The sequence below is a fragment of the Pseudomonas sp. KH_027 genome, from assembly GCF_057838565.1.
This window is the reverse complement of sequence record NZ_CM174470.1, coordinates 3,011,650-3,033,855: the sequence shown is the minus strand read 5'-3', so window position 1 is coordinate 3,033,855 and position 22,206 is coordinate 3,011,650. Positions and strand designations below refer to the sequence as shown.

General features: G+C 61.1%; 23 protein-coding genes. 19 read left to right on the top strand and 4 right to left on the bottom strand.

Annotation, left to right across the window (positions count from 1 at the left end):
- Positions 1 to 8: 8 nt before the first annotated feature.
- Positions 9 to 1,334 carry an MFS transporter gene (locus AC3IYG_RS14250; RefSeq protein ID WP_489309419.1) on the top strand — a complete coding sequence of 442 codons (1,326 nt, stop codon included), beginning with the start codon at positions 9 to 11 and terminating at the stop codon, positions 1,332 to 1,334.
- Positions 1,335 to 1,656: 322 nt separating this feature from the next.
- Entirely contained in the window at positions 1,657 to 2,277 is a 621-nt protein-coding gene (locus tag AC3IYG_RS14245) for a TIGR04282 family arsenosugar biosynthesis glycosyltransferase (RefSeq protein ID WP_489309417.1), read from the top strand.
- Between the two features lie 219 nt (positions 2,278 to 2,496).
- On the opposite strand, the gene AC3IYG_RS14240 is transcribed toward AC3IYG_RS14245, so the two are convergent.
- The 4 genes from AC3IYG_RS14240 to flgA all read right to left on the bottom strand — a co-directional run bounded on the left by AC3IYG_RS14240 (position 2,497) and on the right by flgA (position 5,100).
- Positions 2,497 to 3,294: a flagellar brake protein gene (locus AC3IYG_RS14240; RefSeq protein ID WP_489309415.1), complete on the bottom strand. Its 798-nt coding sequence runs from the start codon at positions 3,292 to 3,294 to the stop codon at positions 2,497 to 2,499.
- A 39-nt stretch (positions 3,295 to 3,333) separates the two neighbouring features.
- Positions 3,334 to 3,801 (bottom strand): flagella synthesis protein FlgN, encoded by a 468-nt coding sequence (locus tag AC3IYG_RS14235; protein WP_489309413.1) that lies wholly within the window; start codon positions 3,799 to 3,801, stop codon positions 3,334 to 3,336.
- A 49-nt stretch (positions 3,802 to 3,850) separates the two neighbouring features.
- Entirely contained in the window at positions 3,851 to 4,186 is a 336-nt protein-coding gene (gene flgM / locus AC3IYG_RS14230) for a flagellar biosynthesis anti-sigma factor FlgM (protein ID WP_489309411.1), read from the bottom strand.
- Positions 4,187 to 4,338: 152 nt separating this feature from the next.
- Positions 4,339 to 5,100: a flagellar basal body P-ring formation chaperone FlgA gene (flgA, locus tag AC3IYG_RS14225; protein WP_489309409.1), complete on the bottom strand. Its 762-nt coding sequence runs from the start codon at positions 5,098 to 5,100 to the stop codon at positions 4,339 to 4,341.
- Positions 5,101 to 5,177: 77 nt separating this feature from the next.
- Here flgA and AC3IYG_RS14220 point away from each other — a divergent pair, with 77 nt between their 5' ends.
- From AC3IYG_RS14220 to pseF, 17 genes are all read left to right on the top strand, one after another.
- On the top strand, positions 5,178 to 6,110 hold the full coding sequence (locus AC3IYG_RS14220) for a chemotaxis protein CheV (protein ID WP_489309407.1): 933 nt from the start codon (positions 5,178 to 5,180) through the stop codon (positions 6,108 to 6,110).
- A gap of 44 nt (positions 6,111 to 6,154) precedes the next feature.
- Entirely contained in the window at positions 6,155 to 6,982 is an 828-nt protein-coding gene (gene cheR, locus AC3IYG_RS14215) for a protein-glutamate O-methyltransferase CheR (RefSeq protein ID WP_489309405.1), read from the top strand.
- Between the two features lie 318 nt (positions 6,983 to 7,300).
- Entirely contained in the window at positions 7,301 to 7,708 is a 408-nt protein-coding gene (gene flgB / locus AC3IYG_RS14210; RefSeq protein WP_489309403.1) for a flagellar basal body rod protein FlgB, read from the top strand.
- Positions 7,709 to 7,722: 14 nt separating this feature from the next.
- Entirely contained in the window at positions 7,723 to 8,172 is a 450-nt protein-coding gene (flgC, locus tag AC3IYG_RS14205) for a flagellar basal body rod protein FlgC (protein WP_489309401.1), read from the top strand.
- A gap of 17 nt (positions 8,173 to 8,189) precedes the next feature.
- A complete protein-coding gene (gene flgD, locus AC3IYG_RS14200; RefSeq protein ID WP_489309399.1) occupies positions 8,190 to 8,876 on the top strand; it encodes a flagellar hook assembly protein FlgD in 687 nt (228 codons plus the stop codon).
- A gap of 33 nt (positions 8,877 to 8,909) precedes the next feature.
- Positions 8,910 to 10,214: a flagellar hook protein FlgE gene (gene flgE / locus AC3IYG_RS14195; protein WP_489309397.1), complete on the top strand. Its 1,305-nt coding sequence runs from the start codon at positions 8,910 to 8,912 to the stop codon at positions 10,212 to 10,214.
- Between the two features lie 218 nt (positions 10,215 to 10,432).
- Positions 10,433 to 11,173: a flagellar basal body rod protein FlgF gene (locus AC3IYG_RS14190; RefSeq protein WP_489309395.1), complete on the top strand. Its 741-nt coding sequence runs from the start codon at positions 10,433 to 10,435 to the stop codon at positions 11,171 to 11,173.
- 47 nt (positions 11,174 to 11,220) lie between these two features.
- Entirely contained in the window at positions 11,221 to 12,006 is a 786-nt protein-coding gene (gene flgG / locus AC3IYG_RS14185) for a flagellar basal-body rod protein FlgG (protein ID WP_489309393.1), read from the top strand.
- 59 nt (positions 12,007 to 12,065) lie between these two features.
- Positions 12,066 to 12,776 (top strand): flagellar basal body L-ring protein FlgH, encoded by a 711-nt coding sequence (flgH, locus tag AC3IYG_RS14180; protein ID WP_489309391.1) that lies wholly within the window; start codon positions 12,066 to 12,068, stop codon positions 12,774 to 12,776.
- A gap of 16 nt (positions 12,777 to 12,792) precedes the next feature.
- Positions 12,793 to 13,893, top strand: a complete 1,101-nt coding sequence (locus tag AC3IYG_RS14175) for a flagellar basal body P-ring protein FlgI (protein WP_489309389.1) — start codon at positions 12,793 to 12,795, stop codon at positions 13,891 to 13,893.
- A gap of 10 nt (positions 13,894 to 13,903) precedes the next feature.
- Positions 13,904 to 15,142: a flagellar assembly peptidoglycan hydrolase FlgJ gene (gene flgJ / locus AC3IYG_RS14170; RefSeq protein WP_489309387.1), complete on the top strand. Its 1,239-nt coding sequence runs from the start codon at positions 13,904 to 13,906 to the stop codon at positions 15,140 to 15,142.
- A gap of 9 nt (positions 15,143 to 15,151) precedes the next feature.
- Positions 15,152 to 17,173, top strand: coding sequence for a flagellar hook-associated protein FlgK (gene flgK / locus AC3IYG_RS14165; protein WP_489309385.1), 2,022 nt, complete (start codon positions 15,152 to 15,154; stop codon positions 17,171 to 17,173).
- A gap of 12 nt (positions 17,174 to 17,185) precedes the next feature.
- Complete coding sequence (gene flgL / locus AC3IYG_RS14160) at positions 17,186 to 18,505, top strand: flagellar hook-associated protein FlgL (RefSeq protein ID WP_489309383.1); 1,320 nt, start codon at positions 17,186 to 17,188, stop codon at positions 18,503 to 18,505.
- 204 nt (positions 18,506 to 18,709) lie between these two features.
- Positions 18,710 to 19,705 (top strand): UDP-N-acetylglucosamine 4,6-dehydratase (inverting), encoded by a 996-nt coding sequence (pseB, locus tag AC3IYG_RS14155; RefSeq protein WP_489309381.1) that lies wholly within the window; start codon positions 18,710 to 18,712, stop codon positions 19,703 to 19,705.
- A gap of 4 nt (positions 19,706 to 19,709) precedes the next feature.
- On the top strand, positions 19,710 to 20,867 hold the full coding sequence (pseC, locus tag AC3IYG_RS14150) for a UDP-4-amino-4,6-dideoxy-N-acetyl-beta-L-altrosamine transaminase (RefSeq protein ID WP_489313915.1): 1,158 nt from the start codon (positions 19,710 to 19,712) through the stop codon (positions 20,865 to 20,867).
- Between the two features lie 16 nt (positions 20,868 to 20,883).
- Entirely contained in the window at positions 20,884 to 21,504 is a 621-nt protein-coding gene (locus AC3IYG_RS14145) for a pseudaminic acid biosynthesis-associated methylase (protein ID WP_489309379.1), read from the top strand.
- Positions 21,501 to 22,205, top strand: coding sequence for a pseudaminic acid cytidylyltransferase (gene pseF, locus AC3IYG_RS14140; RefSeq protein WP_489309377.1), 705 nt, complete (start codon positions 21,501 to 21,503; stop codon positions 22,203 to 22,205). Before AC3IYG_RS14145 ends, pseF begins: the two co-directional genes overlap by 4 nt.
- Position 22,206: the final 1 nt, after the last annotated feature.

Below are 22,206 nucleotides of genomic sequence, written 5' to 3'. Positions count from 1 at the left end.
GAAAGCCGATGCGTCGAATCTGGAAGTCTTTTCGAGCACTATATTTCGCCAGTCTGCTGATGCTGATTGGCTCGGGTCTGTTGAGCACTTACCTGGGGCTGCGTCTGGCCGCGGACAAGACCGATAGTCTGTGGGTTGGCGCCTTGATGGCGGCCAACTACTTTGGCCTGGTGCTGGGCGGCAAGGTCGGCCACCGCTTGATCGCGCGGGTCGGGCATATCCGTGCCTATGTCACCTGTGCGGGCGTGGTGACTGCCGCGGTGCTTGGCCACGGCTTGATCGACTGGCTGCCGGCCTGGATCGTGCTGCGGGTCATTGTCGGCCTGGGCATGATGTGCCAGTACATGGTGATCGAGAGCTGGCTCAACGAGCAGGCCGATGCCAGTCAGCGCGGCCTGGTTTTCTCCGGTTACATGATCGCCTCCTACCTCGGCCTGGTGCTGGGCCAATTGGTGCTGGTCATGCACCCGGCCCTCGGGCTCGAACTGTTGATGCTGGTGGCATTGTGTTTTGCCCTGTGCCTGGTGCCGGTGGCGGTAACCCGCAAGATTCACCCGGCGCCGATGCACCCCGCGCCTCTGGAGCCGCGCTTTTTCATTCAGCGGGTGCCGCAGTCGTTGACCACAACCTTGGTGTCCGGGCTGGTGATCGGCTCGTTTTATGGCCTTGCGCCGTTGTATGCCACACGGTTGGGGTTGAGTAACGAGCAAGTCGGTTTGTTCATGGGTTGCTGCATCCTTGCCGGGTTGTTGGTGCAGTGGCCGTTGGGCTGGTTGTCCGATCGCTACGACCGTGCCCGTTTGATCCGTGGCTGCGCCTTCCTGCTGGTGCTGGCGGCCTTGCCGTTGGCGACGATGCCTGTAGTGCCACTGGAGCTGTTGTTCCCCATGGGCTTTCTGCTCAGCTTGCTGCAGTTCAGCCTTTACCCGTTGGCAGTCGCTTTTTCCAACGACCATATCGAGGGCGAACGTCGGGTGTCGCTGACGGCGATCCTGCTGGTCACCTTCGGTATTGGCGCCTGTGTGGGCCCACTGGTGGCCGGGCTGCTGATGCGCCAGTTGGGCGCCAATATGCTCTTTGCCTTTGTCTGTTTCTGCGCTTTTATCCTGGTCTGGCGGATCCGCCCGGATGCGGTAACCAACCTGCATCAGGTCGAAGATGCACCGCTGCATCACGTCGCCATGCCCGACAACATGACCAGCTCACCGTTGGTGGCGGCGCTCGATCCACGGGTCGATGAAAAGATCGTGCACGATCAGATGCAGAACCAACCAGAAGCCTCGGCACCTCCAACGAGCTCGCCTGCCGCGCCGGTCGACGAAGGTTTGCGCTGACGGCGCGAGCCTGCTCAGCGGGGCTTGGCTATTGGCTTGCCCGCTGGCTTGGTGCCGTTGCCATGCGCACTTGTCGGGTACTGGCCCATCGCTACGCTTTGTCGGCAGCATGCTCAGCCAGCGCTTGGGGCTGGCGTAAGGCTGACGCTGATCGAAGCCTCTTCGTGGCATGCAGTCTGTTCTAAGCCCCTGGTGGTTGTGCCGAACGGTTGCCATTGGCGACTGGACAATCTGGCGTTGGCGCGACACCCTAATTGCTTGACCCGCTACTACGCCGCCGGCCTCTGAAGCCGCCGCGACCGTATTACGGAGGACCGCCATTATGAGCCTGTCCATCTCCCTGCACCTGTTGGCGCATACGCCTGAGCTCGGTCGGGTCAAAACCCGGTTGATCCCCGCGCTGGGCGAAGAAGGGGCCAGCGATTTGCAGCGTTTGCTCGTCGAGCGTGCGCTGGCACTTCCCGCCCAGGGCTTCACTGAGCGCTTCTTGTGGCTGGATGAGGGGCCGGATGAAGAGCTGAAAGCCCTGGCCGAGTCGCTTGAGTGGACGGTAATCGGGCAGCCCGCGGGCGATCTTGGCGAGCGGATGCGGCGAATCGCGACCCTCGGCTTGGCGGAGAGCGATGCGGTCGTGCTGATCGGCAATGACTGCCCGGCATTGAATGGCGAATACCTGGGCGCGGCCTGCCAGGCCTTGGCGACGCAGGAGGCGGTGTTGGGGCCTGCGGAAGACGGTGGCTATGTGCTGCTGGGATTGCGCCGGTTTGATCCGCTGCTGTTCGAGGCCATGCCGTGGGGCACGGACCAGTTACTGGCGCTGACCCGTGAGCGTCTGCAGCAGTTGGGGTGGCAGCATGAACTGCTGTCGGTGCTCTGGGATGTCGAGCGCCCGGAAGACCTGCCGCGCTTGGCTGAGCTGGGGATCCGTCTACGGGTGGTCTAGTGGCCTGTGTGGCTGGTTCAATTAGTCAAGTTCGGCGCCTGAAGCCCTGATACGGCGTTGCCGCTCCTCGCCATGGCCCGCTATGACTCGTCGCGGCGCCTTGTCTCAGGGCCACCAGGCATCTGAACTTGAATTAGCCAACTCGCCGTACAGGCCGCTCACTTGGCGATCGAGGCGGGCTCTGCGCTTGAACGGGCCCGCGTGCCAGTGCGGAGCCGCTCAGAACCGGCCGTCATCGTCCTCGCGGCGCGCTTCGCGCTGCAACTGGTAGACGAAGCGTTCGATTTGTCGCTGTTCAAGGCCGCTCAAGCGATGGAAACGCATGCCTGCGAAGCTGGTATCGAGCTTTTCTTCATACTGCAGATGGCGTAGCTCGACCGAGGTCGTCATGGCGCCAAAGGGCAGGTGCGCGGTAAAACGCTCGTATACCTGGCCTGTTTGCAGGCGCTTGGTGATATCGCCGGGAAAGCGCAATTTGCAGCCGGTGGCGGAAATATCCAGCAGTTGCCCTTTGATTGCGGCCGTCAGCTTGGCGCCTGCCAGTTCGATATTGACCAGTTGCGTCTGCTTGATCGGTGCGCGAAAGGCATTGCGGCGCTGGTGGTAGAGGACTTCTGTCGGCAGCGCGCTCCAGTAGCAGCGCGCGCCTTCGAGTTCGCCGATCTGTACCTGCTGCTCGGACTCCCAGACGATCCTGACGCCTTCGCGGAAACCCTCGACACGGAAGGCTTCGCCACTTTTGAGGAAGCGTTCGCCATCGTTTGGAATCATTTCATCCAGGGCCAATATCCCGCGCTCGCGGTCGACCTGAACCAGGTAGCTCTGAAAGCGCTGCGTGCGCTCATGGAACGTGATCACCAGTGGGTCGTGGTTTTCTTGCAGCTGACGGAGGGTGGCAAAAACTTCCAATGGCGCTTTGAGCACCTTGGGTGGCTGTGGGCCATCTTCTGCGATGAAGGCGTTGGACACGGTCCAGAATTCTCCGAGCAAAATACTGCGGCACCAGCATACTGGCATTGTGCCGGCATGTCCCCTGTGCCTTGTTATAAGTGTTTGTCAGGCCTGGCTGAGTGGCCGCTGCTGAGCGATTTTAGCGGCACCACCACGGCTGTCATAGAGCCCGGGGGTCTCGTTACCGCGAAGAATGCCAAGCAAGCCGCCAACTGATACTTGATTGGCGCGAATCAGTCGACCATTGCGCACATTGGCTGTTTGGCAGCGCTCGAGCAGTGCGCTCAGTTCATCGGCGCGGGCGAGCAGTTCGGTGCCGTTGGATGAGCGTTCGGCCAAGGTGCTCAGGCCGGCGCGATCGGCACTCAACTGTAGGCTGGCAAGTAGCTGGCTGCGGTCGCCGCCGTGCTGTCCCAGTTGTGCGAGCAAGGGCTGCTTATCCGCCAGGATGGTCTCCAGCCGGGGAAGTTCGCGAGCGCTGAGGGCTTCGAACTCGGCGTCGATCAGCTCAAGCAACTGCTGAGCCGTGCCGATATCGTCTTTGAACAGTTGGAGCAGAGTGATGGCGTGCATGGCGGGCTCTGGGAGTTAGGCGTCCAACACCCCCAACGCAGCCCTGAGACTAGCGCTGGGATTCGAAATTGAGCAGTTTACCGGCAATACGCTGGCTGTCGACTTGATAACTGCCGTCGGCAATCGCCTGCTTCAGGCGCGCGACACGCTCTTTATCCACCACCGGCTGCTCGCTGAGCTTGTCAGTGGTTTTCTGCAGTAGCTGAGCTTCCTGGCTCAGTTGCACGGATTCGCCAGTTTTGCTCGGTGCTTGTTCAGCAGAAACCGATGGGGCAGGCGAATTGCTGCTAACGGCTTCGTTGCGGTCGCCAGACTGGGTGGCGCTGGCACGTCCAGTGTTGGTGGGGGCAGCGGCACTGTTGGGCCGGTTGAAGTCAATAACCATGATGCAAAACCTCGGACGGTGTTTGGACGCTTGCCAGGCTTATCGGCCACATTTAGGAAAACTTTAGGGCTTTTAAGTTCTGCGTCATGCAGCTGTCTAAGTAAGCCCCCAGTGTAGAAAATCGCCAGCTAAATTGCGCTACAAAAATCAACCTACATCGCGACTTCAACCTGACCTGGGCCCATCACGCGGGCTCTGATCACCCGTTTCGAGCTGAGGTTACGGACTTTTATCTGCTCGCCCAGTGCGCCGTCGGAGAGGGCTTCACCCGGCATGCGTACATTTATTGTACTGTTGCGCGCACTGATCACAACTTGATCGTTTTTGCGCACCACCTCTGACAGCTGCAGATGCAGCGGCGCCAGGACCTGGTCGGGTTGTACGGTTCGCGTCAGCTTTTTGCCGAGTGCCTGTTCCAGCGAAGGGATATAGCCTTGATTGAGCAAGCCTACATCGCGCTCGACCAGTGACAGGTCGGCCTCGCCGAGCACGCTTTCACGCTTGAGTGGCCGGGTGGCGATCACCACATCACGGAAGATGCGCACCTGGGCCGGGACGAACACGGTCCAGGGCGAGGTACCTTCACAGCGGATTTTGACGGTGACCCGGCCAATGGGTTGGGCGGGGCTCTCCAGGGAGGCGGTCAGATCATTGTCGCAAAGTGGCAGGCGCAGGCGCGGGTCGAGTGGGTTGATGTGTATTTCATGGCGCCCCGGGATTTCGCTACGCTCCAAATAGTCTTCGACGGTGACCTCAAGAAAGCCTTGGGTAGCGCCGATAAGCTGTTCAGGCAAAGTCACTTCGTCCGCGACAGCAATAATGTTGCAGCCGAGCCAGAGTAAAGCGAACAGAGCCCCAAGTAGGGGGCGTCGCTTGGCTGTCGAGTGTCGGAATACTGTCGTTTTCACGTTCATAGTCGCTACAAAGCAAGCCCCGTGCCGCCCGCTACGCTAACGTAGCGCGTCCGGGGACAAAATTAAGGGGGTCGGGCATGGCCGGTGTAATGGATTCGGTTAACCAGCGCACGCAGTTGGTTGGACAGAACCGACTGGAATTGCTGCTATTTCGTCTGGATGGCAAGCAGCTGTACGGAATCAATGTGTTCAAGGTGAAGGAGGTGCTGCAATGCCCCAAGCTCACCATCATGCCTAAATCCAGCCCGGTGGTACGTGGGGTCGCCAATATCCGTGGCGGTACCATTCCGATTCTCGACCTGGCGATGGCTACTGGCAGGCCCGGGCTGGATGACTTGAAGAGCAGCTTCGTCATCATCACGGAATACAACACCAAGGTTCAGGGCTTTCTGGTGCGTTCGGTCGAACGCATCGTCAACATGAACTGGGAAGAGATCCATCCGCCACCCAAGGGCACTGGGCGCGACCACTATCTGACTGCGGTGACGCATTTGGATCAGCAATTGGTGGAAATCATCGATGTGGAGAAAATCCTCGCGGAGGTTGCTCCGACCTCGGAGGCTATTTCCGTCGGCGTGATCAATCAGGAAACCCAGAACAAAGCCGTCACCAAGCATGTCTTGATCGTCGACGACTCGTCCGTGGCGCGCAAACAGGTGACGCGCTGCCTGCAGTCGGTCGGGGTCGAGGTCACGGCCTTGAACGATGGGCGGCAAGCGCTGGACTATCTGCGTCAGTTGGCCGATGACGGCAAACGCCCGGAAAAAGAGTTGCTGATGCTGATTTCCGACATCGAGATGCCGGAAATGGATGGCTATACCTTAACGGCGGAGATCCGTGCCGATCCGCGCATGCAGAAACTGCACATCCTCCTGCATACTTCGCTTTCCGGCGTGTTCAATCAGGCGATGGTGAAAAAAGTTGGCGCGGATGATTTTCTCGCCAAGTTCCGGCCCGATGACTTGGCTTCGCGCGTGATCGAGCGCATCAATATAGCGGATGAGGGCTGAGAGCGTAGCTCCCAGCGGTATATGGATTCGGTGAGGCGGCGCTAGTGTCTTCAGGTGATTTGGATTTTGAGCAGTTCCGGACGTTCCTGGAAAAAGCCTGCGGTATCCTTTTGGGTAGCAATAAGCAGTACCTGGTATCCAGTCGGCTGAACAAGCTGATGGAGCAGAATGGCATCAAAACCCTGGGTGAGTTGGTGCAGCGCATGCAGGGGCTGCCACGCAGCGGCCTGCGTGAGCAGGTAGTGGATGCCATGACCACCAACGAAACCCTCTGGTTTCGCGATACCTATCCGTTCGAAGTGCTGAAGAATCGGGTTCTGCCCGAAATCCTCAAAGCCAATCCCGTGCAGCGTTTGCGCATCTGGTCGGCGGCGTCTTCGTCGGGTCAGGAGCCCTATTCGTTGTCGATGGCGATCGACGAGTTCGAGCGCAGCAACCTTGGCCAACTCAAGGCTGGCGTGCAGATTGTCGCCACCGACTTGTCCAGTTCGATGTTGTTGGCGTGCAAGTCCGGCGAGTACGACAGCCTGGCGCTGGGGCGTGGCCTGTCGCAGGAACGCTTGCAGCGTTATTTCGACCCGAAACAGGCCGGGCGCTGGGCGGTCAAGCCCGCGATCAAGAGTCGAGTCGAGTTTCGCGCTTTGAATCTGCTGGATAGCTACGCCGGCCTGGGCAAATTCGATATCGTGTTTTGCCGCAACGTATTGATCTACTTCTCCGCCGAGGTGAAGAAGGACATCCTGCTGCGCATTCATAGCACCTTGAAGCCCGGTGGTTACTTGTTCCTCGGTGCCTCCGAGGCGCTCAACGGCCTGCCTGAGCATTATCAGATGGTGCAGTGCAGCCCGGGGATCATCTATAAAGTGAAATAAGGTCGTGGGTAACAGGCAGAGCGGGCGCGAAGTGTCCTGTGATGCTTCGCCACGCGGTGCGTGAGGGTGATCCAGCGGATCGTGCGGTAAACGGGGAGGCCACTGGCCTCCCTTTTTGTTTCTGGCGGGTGGCAATGGGCGGGGAGGGGTTGCCGCTCGCCTTGCCAGGCAGCGGAAAGGCTTTGCCGCTTTAGGCCTTTCGTGTTGTTGTAAAGTTAATAAGTAATTGATTTATATGTGAAAAATAAATTGGCATGCACCTTGCTAAGTGTCTGATACGGAAAACCAGACACGCCAATCGGCAAAGGTTCGTTGACCATGAGCATCAGTTTCGACACAGCCCTCGGCATTCATGAAAAAGCGCTTGGCTTCCGCGCCCAGCGTGCCGAAGTTCTGGCCAACAACATTGCCAACGCCGACACGCCCAACTACAAGGCGCGTGATCTGGATTTCGCCTCGGTGCTCGCCGAGCAAAGCGCCAAGATTCAGCGCAGCCCGGTTGGGCTGAACCGCACTGACAGCCGGCATATCTCTGCCGAAGGGCTGGCCATGGCCGATGCCTCTGTGCAGTACCGCACCCCCATGCAGCCTTCGATCGACCAGAACACGGTCGATGCGCAGCTGGAGCAATCCAGCTATGCGGAAAACGCTGTGCAGTTCCAGGCCAGCTTCACTTTGCTCAACAGTAAGTTCAAAGGGCTGATCGGCGCCCTGCGCGGCGAATAACGGAGACCCATGCCATGTCACTAGCCAGTGTTTTCAATATTGCCGGAACCGGCATGAGTGCTCAGACCACTCGCCTGAACACCATCTCCAGCAATATCGCCAACGCCGAGACGGTGTCCTCGAGCGTCGACCAGACCTACCGTGCTCGTCACCCGGTGTTCGCCACCATGTTCCAGAGCCAGCAGGCGTTGAGCGGCGACCGCGGCTCGCTGTTCGCCGACCAGGACGAACCTGGCAGCGGCGTGCAGGTGCTGGGCGTGGTCGAGGATCAGAGCAGCCTGACCCCACGCTATGAGCCGAACCACCCAGCGGCGGATGCCGATGGTTACGTCTACTACCCCAATGTCAACGTGGTCGAAGAAATGGCGGACATGATCTCCGCCAGCCGTGCCTTCCAGACCAACGCTGAAATGATGAATACCGCCAAACAAATGATGCAGAAAGTACTGACCCTGGGTCAGTGAGGCAGTGAGGGAAGCACATGAGCATTGATACGAGCACGACTACCAGTTCTGTGCTGGACCAATACCAGGTCAAGAGCCAGACCACGAATACCAGCGGCACCAGCAACCTGGGCAAAGACCAGTTTCTTCAACTGTTGGTGGCGCAAATGAACAACCAGAACCCTCTGGACCCGCAGAGCAACAGTGAATTCGTGGCGCAGCTCGCGCAGTTCAGTACGGTTGAAGGGCTCGACAACCTCAACACCAGTGTCGACAGCATCCTGTCCAGCACCCAGTCCTCCCAGGCGCTGCAGGCTTCGTCGCTGGTCGGGCGCAAGGTCATCGTCACCACCAATCAGGCGGTGGTGGATACCAGCGAAACCTTCAAGGGCAGCGTCAACCTGACCAATGCCACCAACAATCTGTACGTGAACGTGCTCGACAGCAAGGGCACCCAGGTCAACCGCATCAATCTGGGCGATCAGGCTTCCGGCCAGGTCAGCTTCATGTGGGACGGCAAGGATTCCAGCGGCAACGTGACGTCGCCTGGCACTTACACATTCGAGGCGCAGGCCGCGGTCGACGGAAAAACGCTGGCCATGAGCACCAACCTGCCGGCCAACGTGGACAGCGTGACCCTGGGGCAGAACGGCGCAGAAATGACGCTCAATCTGGCCGGGCTCGGCAGCATCGCTCTTTCCAAGGTTCAGGTAATCGGTCAATAACTGCCGGCAGGCTCGGCGTTTGAGGAGCATTCCATGTCTTTCAATATCGGACTCAGCGGCATCAAGGCCGCATCCAGTGACCTTAATATCACTGGCAACAATATTGCCAACGCCGGCACCGTGGGCTTCAAGCAGTCGCGTGGCGAATTCCAGGATATCTATTCGGCCTCAGTGCTGGGCTCGGGCAGCAACTCGGTAGGCAGCGGTGTGCTGATGAGCAACGTCGCCCAGCTGCATAACCAAGGCACCATCGATTACACCGAAAATGCCCTGGATATGGCGGTCAATGGCAACGGCTTCTTCGTCACCAGTAACAACGGCGCCATCAGCTATACCCGCGCCGGGTACTTCGGCACGGATAAAGCGGGCTTTATCGTCGACAACAACGGCTATCGCCTGCAGGGCTATTCGGTGGATGCCAACGGTCAGCTGCAGAACGGCGTGGTCGGTGACCTGACGATCCAGACCGCGAATCAGGCGCCGCAGGCCACCTCCGCGATCGCCCAGACCTTCAACCTGAACTCGACCAACACCGTTCCGACCACGACACCCTTCGACCCGAGCGATCCAACCACCTACAACTCGTCGACGTCGGTGAACATCTATGACTCCCAGGGCAACGCGCATGTCATGACGCAGTATTTCGTCAAGACCGCAGCCAACACCTGGAACATGAATGTGCTGGTCGACGGGCGCAACCCGACCGCTCCTGGTTCGACCGCGCCCTTGAGTACCGTGGTCGGCTTCACCAGTGCGGGCCAGATTGACACCAGTACCTTCACCACTACCGGTGGTTTCTCGGTGACCAACGGGGTTCTGGGCCTGGACAATTGGGTGCCGGCTCAGTCCAACGGCGCCACGCCGGCGGTCTGGAGTGCCAACGGCGCGAGCGCGACGGCCAGCATCGGTATCGATCTGCGCGGCTCGACCCAATTTTCCAGCAGCTTCGCGGTCAACAGCGTCAGTCAGGACGGTTACACCACCGGCCAGCTGTCGGGCCTGGAGATCGACGATGAGGGCAACATCTTTGCCCGCTACACCAACGGTCAGTCGAAGGCCCAGGGCCAGGTCGTGTTGGCCAACTTCGCCAACGTCCAGGGTTTGACGCCGGTCGGCAAGACGTCCTGGGTGCAGTCGGCCGACTCGGGCGAGCCGGTGGTCGGGACCCCGCGTTCGGGCACCCTGGGGGCCATGCAGTCGGGAGCGCTGGAGGCATCGAACGTCGACATTTCCACGGAGCTGGTCGACCTGATCGTGGCGCAGCGTAACTACCAGGCCAACGCCAAGACCATCGAAACGGAAAACGCGGTCACCCAGACAATCATCAACCTGCGTTGAGTCGCGCCTTGCCGCCCGCGGCGTCGGGCGGCAAGCGCATTGCCGCGGACGGCAGCCACTCGCCGTTCGCGTTGCTCAAAGACCCCGAAAGGGGTTTTTTTATATATAAAATTTGTTTTATTTCAACTGCTTACGTTTTTATTTCGAGAGTGGCATAGCGCTTGCTTTGTAGTAGCTGACAGAGCAGCAGGCGGCAAGCGCCTATCTCGGAGATAAACATGGACAAGATGCTGTACGTCGCCATGACGGGCGCCAGCCAGAACACCCTGGCCCAGCGCGCGCACGCCAACAACTTGGCGAACATCTCGACCAACGGCTTTCGTCGTGACTTCGAGCTGGCGCGCTCGATGCAGGTGTTCGGTGAGAGTTTCCCGTCACGGGTCTACGCCATGAGCGAGCGCCCGGGCACGGACTTCACCCCCGGCACCCTGCAGGAAACCGGTAACGGCATGGACGTCGCCGTCAGTGGCGACGGTTGGCTGGCGGTGCAGGCGCCGGATGGCGGCGAGGCCTATGTGCGGACCGCGAGCCTGAAGATCGATTCCCTCGGCCAGCTGCGCACCGGCAATGGTTTGCCGGTGATGGGCAATGGCGGGCCGATTGCCGTGCCGCCGGAGCAAAAGGTCGAGATCGGCGATGACGGCACCATCACCATTCGGGCCTTGGGCGAGGCGCCCAATGTCTTGGCCGAGGTGGATCGCCTCAAGCTGGTCAATCCGGATCTCAAGCAAATGGAGAAGGGCAGCGACGGCATGATCCGCTTCAAGGGCCAAGGCGCTCTGCAGGCGGACACCGAAGTCCGGGTGACCTCCGGCTTTCTGGAAACCAGCAACGTGAATGCCGTGGAGGAGATGACGGCGATCCTCTCCTTGTCCCGCCAATTCGAGCTGCAAGTGAAGATGATGCGCACTGCCGAGGACGATGCGTCGGCCATGGCGCGTGTTTTGCAGATGAGCTAACTATCAGTACGTGGCCGCCGTGAAACCGGCGCCCGAGGAGAATGACCATGCTACCGGCTCTGTGGGTCAGTAAAACCGGTTTGTCCGCCCAGGACATGAACCTGACCACCATTTCCAACAACCTGGCCAACGTGTCGACCACGGGGTTCAAGCGTGATCGCGCCGAATTCCAGGACCTGCTCTATCAGATCCGCCGTCAGCCCGGTGGCCAGACCAGCCAGGACAGCCAACTGCCGTCCGGCCTGCAGCTGGGTACCGGTGTGCGCATCGTCGGCACGCAGAAGGTCTTCACCGCCGGCAGCCTGCAGACCACCGAACAACCGCTGGACATGGCCGTCAACGGCCGGGGTTTCTTCCAGATCCTGATGCCCGACGGCACCGTGGGCTATACCCGTGACGGCAGCTTTCACCTGAACTCCGACGGCCAGGTGGTGACCTCCAGCGGTTATCCCCTGGAGCCCGCCATTGTCCTGCCGAACGAAGTCAAAACCTTCACCGTGGGCGAAGACGGCACGGCCTCGGTGACCACCGCCGGCAACCCGCAACCGCAGGTGCTGGGCAACATTCAGACCGCTGACTTCATCAACCCGGCGGGTCTGGAAGCGATTGGCGGCAACCTGTTCCTGGAAACCGCCGCCAGTGGCGCCCCGCAGGTCGGTACCCCGGGCTTGACCGGCTTGGGCACGGTGCAACAGAACACCCTGGAAAACTCCAACGTCAGCGTGGTCGAGGAAATGGTCAACATGATCACCACCCAACGGGCCTACGAGATGAACTCCAAGGTCATTTCCACCGCCGACCAGATGCTGTCGTTCATTAGCCAGAATCTTTGATGAAATCTAGGGCCCGTCAGCCCTGGCTGTAATGTGTTCACGCTGCGAGGTGCGTTGTAATGAGCCAGTTCCATGTTCTGCCACTGCTGGCCATTGCGGTTCTGGCAGGTTGCGTCAGCCCGCCGCCAAAGCCGAATGACCCCTATTACTCCCCGGTCCTGCCGCGTACGCCGCTGCCCGCGTCGCAGAGCAACGGCTCCATCTACCAGGCCGGGTTCGAGACCAATCTTTACGACGACCGCAAGGCTTACCGGGTTGGCGACATCATCACCATCACCCTCAATGAGCGCACCCAGGCGAGCAAGAACGCCAACTCGCAACTGCAGAAAGACAGCACGGCGAACATCGGCCTGGCGTCGCTGTTCGGTGGCGGCGTTTCGCTGAACAACCCGAACGGCAGCCTCAACCCGTTGCAGACCGATGACCTCAGCCTGGACGTCGGTTACAGCGGTTCCCGCGACACCAAAGGCGACAGCAAGGCCGGGCAAAGCAACAGCCTGACCGGTTCGATCACCGTGACCGTCTCCGAAGTGCTGCCCAACCGCATTCTGGCGGTACGCGGTGAGAAATGGATGACCCTCAATACCGGTGACGAGCTGGTCCGAATTGCCGGTCTGGTCCGTTCCGACGACATCGCCACCGACAACTCCGTGTCCTCGACCCGCGTGGCCGACGCCCGCATCACCTACTCGGGCACCGGCGCGTTTGCCGATGCCAGTCAGCCGGGCTGGTTCGATCGTTTCTTCATAAGCCCGCTGTGGCCCTTCTAAGCAGGTGCGCGTGAGCATGAAACGATTGATCTCAGCCCTGTGCCTGTTGCTCGCTGCCAGCGCCGCGCAAGCCGAGCGGCTCAAGGACCTGGCCAGCATCCAGGGCGTGCGCAGCAACCAGTTGATCGGCTATGGCCTGGTCGTTGGCCTCAATGGCAGTGGCGACCAGACCACACAGACGCCGTTCACCCTGCAAACCTTCAACAACATGCTGGCGCAGTTCGGTATCAAGGTGCCGACTGGCGGCGGCAACGTGCAGCTGAAGAACGTCGCGGCGGTGTCGATCCATGCCGACCTGCCGGCGTTCGCCAAGCCGGGCCAGACCATCGACGTGACCATTTCCTCGATCGGCAACGCCAAGAGCCTGCGTGGCGGCAGCCTGCTGATGGCGCCGCTGAAAGGCATCGACGGCAACGTTTACGCCATCGCCCAGGGCAATCTTGTAGTCGGTGGCTTCGATGCCGAAGGCGGCGACGGCTCGAAAATCACCGTCAACGTGCCCTCGGCCGGGCGCATTCCCAGCGGTGCGACGGTCGAGCGGCCGGTGCCGACCGGGTTCGATCAGGGCAATAGCCTGACGCTCAACCTCAATCGCCCGGACTTCACCACGGCGAAGAACATCGTCGACCAGATCAACGAACTGCTCGGCCCGGGCGTGGCCCAGGCGTTGGACGGTGGCTCGGTGCGCGTCAGTGCCCCGCTGGACCCGAGCCAGCGGGTCGACTACCTGTCCGTGCTGGAAAACATCGAAGTGAATGCCGGGCAGGCGGTGGCCAAAGTCATCATCAACTCGCGCACCGGCACCATCGTCATCGGTCAGAACGTGCGCGTGCAGCCCGCCGCCGTGACCCACGGCAGCCTGACCGTGAGCATCACCGAAGACCCCATCGTCAGCCAGCCGGGCGCCTTCTCCAACGGCCAGACCGCCGTGGTGCCGCGCTCGAAGGTGGATGCGACGCAGGAAACCAAGCCGATGTTCAAGTTCGGTCCGGGTACCACGCTGGATGAAATCGTCCGCGCGGTGAACGAGGTGGGCGCATCGCCCTCCGACCTGATGGCCATCCTCGAGGCGCTCAAGCAAGCCGGCGCTCTCCAGGCTGACCTGATTGTGATCTAGGGAGGCTACGATGGATTCACGACTGTTTTCCGGCGTTTCCGGTAGCGTAGATTCCGGTGCCTACAACGACCTCAATCGCCTTAGCCAGTTGAAGGTCGGCAAGGACCGCGACGGCGAAGCCAACGTGCGCAAGGTCGCCCAAGAGTTCGAGTCGCTGTTCCTCAGTGAAATGCTCAAGTCGATGCGCTCGGCCAACGATGTGCTTGCCGAAGGCAACTTCCTCAACAGCGAAACCGCCAAGCAATACCAGAGCATGTACGACCAGCAACTGTCGGTGTCCCTGTCACGGCAGGCGAACGGCATCGGCTTGGCGGATATGCTGGTGGAGCAGATGGCGAAGCTGCAGAGCGGTGGTCGCAGCGGCGACCGCAACCCCTTTGCCCACACGGCCGATACGGGCGTGCAGAGCGCCGCAGCTGCGTCATCCGGCAGCGCGTTGAGCGCAAGCGGCAAAGCTTTGCCGGTGCCGGAGGTCGGGCGCGACGACGCCACGTTGCTCAATCAGCGCCGGCTGGCGTTGCCGAGCAAGCTGACCAATCGTTTGCTTGCCGGTATCGTCTCCACGCCCGCGGACACTGCGCAGGCACTGACGTCCACGACTGGCGCCAGCAAGGGTGAGCTGGCCCAGGGTGACTGGCTGCCCGCCAAGAGCCCGGCATCGGTCGCGCGTTCGGCGCTGAGCCTGGACAACAGTGATGCCATCAGTGGTCGACGGATTGCTCAGCCGCCGCTGGCGCCGGGTAAGTCGGCGTTCGCGTCGAAGGACGAATTCATCGCCACCATGCTGCCCATGGCGGAACAGGCTTCCCAGCGTATCGGCGTCGATCCGCGTTATCTGGTGGCCCAGGCGGCCCTGGAGACCGGTTGGGGTAAATCGATCATTCGCCAGCAGGATGGCTCCAGCAGCCACAACCTGTTCGGCATCAAGGCGCATGGCGGCTGGGAAGGGGAGTCGGCACGGGTTCTGACCACCGAATACAAAGGTGGCGCCGCGGTTAAAGAGTCGGCGTCCTTCCGTGCTTACGACTCCTACCAGCAGAGCTTCAATGACTTCGTGAGCTTCCTGCAGGGCAATGGTCGTTACGACGAGGCGCTGGATGCCACGGACAATCCGAAGCAGTTCGTTCGCGAGCTGCAAGAGGCCGGCTACGCCACCGACCCGCAATACGCGCGCAAGGTGATGCAAATCGCCCAGCAGATGCAGACGTACCAGACCATAGCGGCGAGCGACAGCGCTCCCCGTTCGTGAGGATGAAAAATGGCTGATTTGTTATCCATCGGACTGTCGGGGCTGCGTTCTTCGCAGACCTCCCTGGCGGTGACCGGACATAACATCAGTAACGTGAACACGGCCGGCTTCTCGCGGCAGGAATCCGTGCAGCAGACCAACATCTCCCAGTTCACCGGGGGTGGCTACATCGGCTCCGGCAGCCAGGTCGTCGATGTGCGCCGGCTCGCCAGTGAGTTCCTCACGGGCCAGTTGCGCACGGCTACCAGCCAGAACAGCGAGTTGCAGTCGTTCAAGAGCCAGATCGAACAGCTCGACTCGCTGCTGTCCAACAGCACCACGGGTATCAGCCCGGCGCTGAAAAGCTTTTTCACCTCGTTGCAGACGGCTTCGCAGGATCCGTCCTCGCTCGCCGCGCGCGAATCGGTGCTGTCTCAGGCTAAAGGGCTGTCGGATTCGTTCAACAGCCTTTACGACCAGTTGGACAAGCAGAACAGCCTGATCAATCAGCAGTTGGGCGCCCTCAGCACCCAGGTGAACTCGCTGGCGTCCAGCGTGGCCAGCTACAACGATGCGATTGCCAAGTCGCGGGCCAGCGGTGCCGAGCCGAACGATTTGCTCGATGCGCGTGACGAGGCCATTCGCCAGATATCCGAGATGATCGGCGTGCAGGCCGTCGACCAGAGCGATGGCAGTGTCAGCCTCTTCGTTGGCACCGGCCAGCCGCTGGTGGTGGGCAATAGCGCTTCGACCCTGCGTGCGGTCGTCGGCAGCGACGACCCTTCGCGCTTTCAGATGCAGTTGATGAATGGCGGCGTTTCCCAGACCATCACCGCGCAAATCTCCGGTGGGGAAATCGGCGGCCTCCTGGCCTATCGGGACACGGCGCTCGATCAGTCCTACAACAGCCTCGGGCAACTGGCGCTGACCCTCTCCGACACCATCAACAAACAGTTGGGGCAGGGCTTGGATCTTTCCGGGCGCGCCGGCAGCAGCCTGTTTGCCGATATCAACGATCCTCAGGCGGCCTCGTTACGGGTGCTGTCGCAGTCGACCAACAGCGGTTCGGCGACCGGGCTGCTGAATATCACCGACACCAGCAAGCTGAGCACCAGCGATTACCGGCTCGATTACGACGGCACCAACTTCACTGCCCGGCGCCTGAGCGATGGTGCCGCCATGACGGTCACAGTGTCCGGTGCCGGGCCTTATACCCTGGCGTTCGCGGATGCTTCCGGTGTCGATCAGGGCTTCGAGGTCGAGCTGGACAGCCTGCCGGCCGCGAATGACCGCTTCACCCTGCAACCGACCCGGCGCGGCGCCAACGATATCGAGAGCATCCTCAAGCAGTCCGACCAACTGGCTTTTGCCGGTTCGGCGCGGGCCGAGGCGACCACCAACAACCGCGGCACCGGCACCATTGGCCAGCCGACGCTGGTCAGCGGCCCGTCGCCTATCGACGTCAGCGACCTGCAGGACCTGTTCGGCACCGGCCGTGCGCTGACCTTCGATTCGACGAGCAATACCTTTACCGGCACGCTGCCGGCGGGTGCGACCCTGAGTTATGTCTCGCCGTCGACCACCGCGCTGACACCGGGACAAAGCAACACCCTGCGCCTGGACTACACGGACCCGTCGACCAATAACACCTACTCCTACGAATTCAGTGTCAACGGTCTGCCGCAAAGTGGCGACAGTTTCAGCCTGAGTTTCAACAGCAAGGGTGTGTCGGACAACCGTAATGCCCTCAGCCTGATCGCCCTGCAGACCCAGCAGGTGGTCGGCAACGGCGTGACCGGCGCGACCTACAGCGACGCTTACGGCGGATTGGTGGAGCGCGTGGGTGCCCTGACCGCGCAGGTGAGGGTCAACAGTGACGCCACCGAAGCCGTACTCACTCAGGCGCAAAACAACCGCGACTCTCTTTCCGGAGCCAACATGGACGAAGAAGCGGCCAATCTGATCCAGTTCCAGCAGTACTACAATGCTTCCGCCCAAGTGATTCAAGTTGCGCGCGCATTGTTCGATACGCTGATAGGCGCATTCAACTGAGGCTGATGTGGTATGCGAATTTCTACGATTCAGGCGTTCAATAACTCCGTCAGCGGCTTGCAGAAAAACTATGCGAACCTGACCCGCACCCAGGAGCAGATCAGCACCGGCAAGCGCCTGCTTACGCCGGCGGATGATCCCGTGGCATCCGTGCGCCTGCTGCAGTTGAGTCAGGAAGAAGCGCTGAACACCCAGTACAAGTCGAATATCACGGCGGCGAAGAACAGCCTGAACTCCGAGGAAAGCATCCTCACCTCCGTCGGCAACGTCATGCAGCGCATCCGCGAAATTGCCGTGCAAGCCGGTAATGGTGCGTTGGACACCACCGATAGAGCGTCCTTGGCCACCGAGTTGCAACAGCGCGAAGACGAACTGCTGAGCCTGCTCAACAGTAAGGACGCCAGCGGCAAGTACCTGTTCGCCGGCTCGCAGGCCGATACCCAGCCCTTCGTCCGCAATGCCGATGGCACTTACAGCTACCAGGGTGACGAGGGGCAGCGCGATGTGCAGGTTGCCAGCAGCACCTTCCTCGCGCTCGGGGATAACGGCAAGGACCTGTTCGAGAACGTTTTCAATGCCAATCGCGTGGCCACGGCGCAGTCCGCCGTCGGTGTCGGCGCGGATGGCACCGCCAGCACCGGGCGGATTTCCCTCGGGCTGGTGACCGACAAGCAGGCCTACGATGCCACATTTCCGGCGAGCAACCCGCCTGTGGCAACCGATGGCATCGGCATCCACTTTCTCAACAAGCAGGACTATGTGGTCTATGACCAGGCCACGTTGCCGGTCGGTTTCAACTGGGCCACTTACGACCCGACCACGCCGCCGGCCGGTCAGTTGGCCACCGGAAGCCTCGATACCAACACGCAGACTTCGGATTTCATCGCCTATGGTGGTGTGAAGGTGCAGATCGACGGCGTGCCGCAGGCGGGCGACGACTTCAGCATCAATCGCGAACCGACCGAGGAGAAGCGCAGCCTGCTCAACGTCGTCTCCGATTTGCGCAAGGCCTTGCAGGCCTCGACCGACAGCAACGAAAGCAACCTGCAAGTGCGTGACGCGGTTGCCGTGGCGATCTCCAACCTCGATGCGGTAAACACCAAGGTGCTGGCCGTACAAGGTTCGGTCGGTGCGCGCCTGAACACCCTGGACTCCACGGAAACCTTCATCACCGACGTCAGCCTGGTCAACAAGGCGGTGCAGTCCGACCTTGAGGATCTCGACTACGCCGATGCGGTTTCCCGCCTCTCGTTGCAGACCACCATCCTCGAAGCTGCCCAGCAGAGCTACGTGAAAATCAGCGGCCTGAGCCTGTTCAATTTCCTCAATTGAGTCCGGGCGTCGTGCCCGCTGCGGCACGACGCCAGCTTCCGCACTCCATTTCCCCGTCGTCATCGGTGCTTGTATTTCAGGTGGTTGGCACCATGCTTGCTTCGGTGACTCAGCCTTGAAAGTGAGCGCCATAAAACTGTCAGCGATGAAGACAGCGCGTTCAAATAACGTAATGTCGCCTGACAACGGCAGGGGGAGCGCAGCATGTTCGATGGCAAGTCCGTTTTCATATCCGGTGGCACCGGCTCGTTTGGCCGTGCCTTCGTTCGCGAACTGCTGAGCCGCTACCAGCCGAAGCGGGTGGTGGTGTTTTCTCGCGACGAGCTCAAGCAGTACGAGATGCACCAGGAGTTCAACGCGCCCTGCATGCGTTATTTCCTCGGCGATGTGCGCGATGCCGAGCGGCTGCAGCAAGCCATGCGCGGTATCGACTTCGTAGTCCATGCCGCGGCGCTGAAGCAGGTGCCAGCCGCCGAATACAACCCCACCGAATTCATCCGCACCAACGTCAGTGGCGCCGAGCACATCATCAATGCGGCGCTGGCCAACGGCGTGCAGAAGGTCATCGCGCTGTCCACCGACAAGGCCTCCAGCCCGATCAATCTGTATGGCGCGACCAAGCTGCTCAGCGACAAGCTGTTCATCGCCGCCAATAACATCACCGGCGACCACAGCACCCGCTTCGCCGTGGTTCGTTACGGCAACGTGGTCGGCTCGCGCGGCTCGGTGCTGCCGTTCTTCCGCAAGCTGATTGCCGGCGGCGCCCGTGATCTGCCGATTACCGATCCGCGCATGACGCGCTTCTGGATCACCCTCGACGAGGGGGTCGACTTCGTGATGAAGAGCTTCCAGCGCATGCATGGCGGCGAGTTGTTCGTGCCGAAAATCCCTTCGGCGCGGATCGTCGATCTGGCCAGTGCGCTGGCGCCCGAGACGCCACACCGGCTGGTGGGCATTCGCCCGGGCGAAAAACTGCATGAAATGATGATCTCCCGTGACGACAGCAACCACGCCTTCGAGTTTTCCAGGCACTTCGTCATCGCCCCTTCGATCACCTTCAATGTGCAGAGCGATTATCGCTGCGACGCGCTCGGCGAGGAGGGCATGCGGGTCGCCGAAGGCTTCGAGTATGTGTCCGACAGCAACCCTCACTACCTGAGCATCGACGAATTGCGTCGGCTCGGTGATGTCTGGTCCTGAACGGATGATTCCCTACGGCCGGCAGAGCATCTCGCAGGACGACATCGACGCGGTAGTCGCGGTGCTGCGCTCCGATTGGCTCACCCAGGGGCCGACGGTCGAACGCTTCGAAGTAGCACTGGCGGAACGTTGCCAGGCCGCCCACGGCATTGCAGTGAGCAGTGCTACCGCCGCCCTGCACATTGCCTGCCTGGCACTCGACCTGGGATCGGGCGACTGGCTCTGGACCAGCCCGAATACCTTCGTCGCCAGTGCCAATTGCGCCCGCTATTGCGGTGCCGGGGTCGACTTCGTCGATATCGACCCGCTGACGCTGAACCTGGATGTGCTCAAGCTGGAGGCCAAGCTCAAAGCGGCCGCCGCTGTTGGCCGCCTGCCCAAGATCCTGGTGCCGGTCGCCTTCGCCGGGCAGAGCTGCGACATGGCGCGGATCCGCGAACTGTCCGGCGAATACGGCTTCAGCGTGATCGAAGACGCTTCGCATGCCGTCGGTGCCCGTTATCGGGGGCGGCCAGTGGGTTGCGGCGAGTATGCGGATATCAGCGTATTCAGTTTCCACCCGGTAAAAATCATCACCACCGGCGAAGGCGGGCTGCTTACCACCCAGCGCGATGACCTGGCCGAACGCTTGCGCCGCCTGCGCAGCCACGGCATCACTCGCGACCCGGCATTGATGACCGAGCCCAACCATGGGCCCTGGTACTACCAGCAGTTGGAGCTTGGCTACAACTACCGCATGACCGACCTCCAGGCCGCCCTCGGGCTTTCGCAACTGAACCGCCTGGACAGCTTCATCGCGCGCCGTCGTGCGCTGGTGGCGCGCTACCAGGAACTGCTGGCGGGTTTGCCGTTGACGCTGCCGGCCCAGCAGGTCGGCGCGGAGTCGGCCTGGCACCTGTATGTGGTGCGCCTGCAGCAGGATGCGCTCGGACGTAGCCAGCGGGAGATCTTCGAGGCGCTGCGCAGTGCTGGCATCGGCGTCAACCTGCATTACATTCCCGTGCATCTGCAGCCGTATTACCGCGCGCAGGGTTTTGCCCCTGGTGATTTCCCCGAGGCCGAGCGCTATTACCAGCAGGCGCTGAGCCTGCCGTTGTTTCCCGAACTGACCGACGAGCAGCAGGACCAGGTGGCGCAGATCCTCGCCCAGGTTCTGCAGTGACCAAGAGAGCACCCGCATGCGTGAGTTGACCGAGCAAGAACGATTCTGGCAGGGCGAGTTCGGCGACGAGTATGTCGACCGCAACGACGGCGACGTGCATGTCGCTGCAAGTACCGCTTTTTTCGCCAATGCACTGCGTAGCGCCGGGCGTATCGAACACCTGATCGAGTTTGGTACCAATCGCGGGCTGAACCTCCAAGCTCTGCGCCAGTTGTTTCCGCGCGCTGATTTGCATGGCGTAGAGCTCAATGCCAAGGCGCAGGCCACGGCGCAGGCACTGGGCATTGCCGAGGTCTGGCAGGGCTCGTTGTTCGATTACCCGGTCGAGCGCCGCTTCGATCTGAGCTTCACCAAGGGCGTGCTGATCCACTTGCCGCCGGAGCTGCTGCCGGCGGCCTATGCCAAGCTTTATGCAGCTAGCCAGCGCTATGTGCTGATCGCCGAGTACTTCAGCCCCTCGCCGGTGGAGGTCACTTATCGCGGCCACCGCGGCAAGTTGTTCAAGCGCGATTTCGCCGGTGAGATGCTCGATCTGTATGCCGATCTGCGCCTGCTGGATTACGGTTTCGTGTATCGCCGCGATGCGAACTTTCCGGCCGACAACGTCAACTGGTTCCTCCTGGAAAAACGCCCATGAGCAGTGTCGCGATTATTCCGGCAAGGGGTGGCAGCAAACGTATCCCACGCAAGAACATCAAGCTGTTCCACGGTCAGCCGATGATCGTCTATTCGATCCGCGCCGCCTTGCAGGCGGGGATTTTCGAGCGTGTGCTGGTCAGCACCGACGATGCCGAAATCGCCGAGGTTGCGCTCGCCTATGGCGCCGAGGTGCCGTTCGTGCGGCCGGCCTCGCTGGCCGATGACCATGCCGGCACGGTCGAGGTCATCCAGCATGCGCTGGCCGAGCTGCATGCCTCTGGCGCCAGGCCGGAATTCGCCTGTTGCCTGTATGCCACCGCGCCTTTCGTGCAGCCGGCGAACCTCAGTGCCGGGCTGCAGCTGCTGCAGTCGCGACCGGACAAAGCCTTTGCGTTCAGCGTCACCAGCTATGCCTTCCCGGTGCAGCGGGCGATTCGCCTGAACGCAGACAACTGCATCGAAGCCTTGTACCCGGAGCACTACGAAACCCGCTCCCAGGATCTTGAGCCGGTCTACCACGATGCCGGCCAGTTCTATTGGGGCCGCAGCGCGGCCTGGGACAAGGGCGAGCCGCTGTTCGCGCCGCACTCATTGCCGCTGCTGCTGCCGCGTTACCTGGTGCAGGACATCGACACGCCTGAGGACTGGCACCGCGCCGAGCTGATGTACGCCAGCCTCCTGGTGGAGGGAGACATCTGAA